Here is a 2,237-nt window from a genome sequence, read left to right as displayed (position 1 = left end):
AAGTATGATAATGAACATGTCACTTTACGCTCTCTCTTAGAATATTATCGTCAACGAGCTAAATCACCCCGTGAATTAGGAACTCTGTTTGAAAACCTTGTCATGGCTTATTTGACAAACGACCCGCTTCAAAAGCAAGAATACGAAAAGGTTCAAACTTATTTGGAATGGGCTAAGGAGCATGATGAAGATGGAACGGATATTGGTATTGATTTGATCGCTACAATCCGTGATGAAGGTGGCTATGCGGCTATTCAATGTAAATGCTATGACGCCTCTCACATAATTAAAAAAGAAGATATTGATAGTTTTATAGCAGCGTCTGGCAAGAAAATATTCACCCGTCGTATTCTGATTGATAGCACCGAAACAGATTGGAGTGATAATGTTGAACTGACTTGTGAAGGACAAGAGGTTCGTATTCAACGCATAAACCTTTTTGATTTAGAGAACAGTCAAATCGATTGGGGGGCGTATAAAGAACAAGGACAAGCCGTTCTTAAAGAGCAACCCCAAAAAAAGCTTTTAGATCATCAAAAAGAAGCCCTTGAGAAAGTCTGTGAAGGTTTACAAGAAGCAGACCGTGGCAAGCTGATTATGGCATGTGGTACGGGCAAGACTTTCACCAGTTTGAAGATAGCAGAAACCATAGCAGGTCAAGGCAAGCGCGTATTGTTTCTAGTGCCCTCCCTTGCTCTTATCTCTCAAACAATTCGTGAATGGACAGAAGATACAGAAGTGCCTTTGCGTTCCTTTGCCGTGTGTTCCGATACACAAGTGGGTAAGCGTCGTAAGAATAATAAAAATGATGCTCTTGAATTTGATAGCTCTGATCTTGCCTTGCCTGCTACCACGGATGCAAAAGAACTGGCTAGCAAAGCGGGTAAGGTTTCACATGATCTGATGACCGTGGTCTTTTCCACTTATCATTCAATCCAAGTGATTTCCGATGCACAAAAAAAGTATGATTTACCCGAATTTGATCTCATCATTTGCGATGAAGCCCATAGAACCACTGGGGCTTCATTGGGAACTGACGACAATGAATCTGATTTTATCAAGGTTCACGATAACAGCATCATTCAAGGCAAAAAACGCCTCTATATGACAGCAACGCCCAAGATCTTTACCGATGATGCCAAAAAGAAAGCCAATGAAATCAATGCCGTTCTAGCATCTATGGATGATGAAGAGCTCTATGGAAAAGAGCTTTATACCTATACTTTCTCAAAAGCCGTTCAGAATGAACTTTTAGCACCTTATAAGATTATTGTTTTGGGTGTTAATGAAGAGGAAGTAAGTCAATCCATTCAACATCTGATGACCGATGAAAATTATGAACTTATTCTTGATGATAAAACCAAGATCATAGGTTGTTATCAAGCCCTTGCTAAAATAGATCTAAAAGTTGATCTAAGTGATGACCCCAATCCCATGCGGCGGGCTTTAGCATTTTGTAAAGATATCAAGACTTCTAAACGCATTCGTAAAACCTTCAATTCTGAAGAAATACAAGAAGAATTATTTAATCTTCATCAACTCTATAAAGATACCCCGCCTCTTCACTGTACCTTTGATCATATTGACGGAACACAAAGTGCCAAATCACGCAATAAAGCCCTTGATTGGCTTAAGGAAGATGTGGGGGAAAATACTTGCCGTGTGCTCACCAATGTAAGATGTCTGTCTGAAGGGGTGGATGTACCCGCTCTTGATGCCATTATGTTTTTACACCCGCGTAAAAGTTATGTGGATGTCATACAGGCGGTGGGGCGTATCATGCGCCGTGCAAAGGGCAAGAAAAGAGGCTACATCATTTTACCCGTTGGTATCCCTGCTGGGGTTTCTGCTGAACATGCCCTACGCTACAATAAGAGATACAAGGTAGTCTGGCAAGTGATCAATGCTTTGCTTGCTCATGATGAGAATTTTGAAATCACCCTTAACCAAATGATTTTAGGGCAAAACGTCAGTGATGTTTTAGAGATTGTCGCCTTAAAGAGCATGACCGCGGTTGAGGATAAACTTCATATCCATGAAAAATCAGAACATATGGGACTTGAGATTGGAAAAGCCGCTCATGAACCACAAACTATTCATAGCGTAACAGGACGATTACCTTTTTATAAAGAGTTTCTCAATGCTCTGAAAACCCTTATTGCGAAGAAATTTGCTATTGCGGATTATTGGGAAAATTGGGCGGGCAATGTGGCTGAGATTGCTCAAAACCATATCAC

General features: G+C 40.6%; 1 protein-coding gene. It reads left to right on the top strand.

Annotated features, from left to right (window positions below; genetic code table 11):
• Window positions 1–2,237 (top strand): DEAD/DEAH box helicase family protein (locus ACFING_RS09600; protein WP_375630726.1); only part of this gene is annotated, 2,237 nt, incomplete at both ends.

This window comes from Bartonella sp. AP150HLJHH, from assembly GCF_042196385.1.
Taxonomy (GTDB): domain Bacteria; phylum Pseudomonadota; class Alphaproteobacteria; order Rhizobiales; family Rhizobiaceae; genus Bartonella.
The sequence above is the reverse complement of the archived record's forward strand: the minus strand, read 5'-3'. Positions and strand labels throughout refer to the sequence as shown.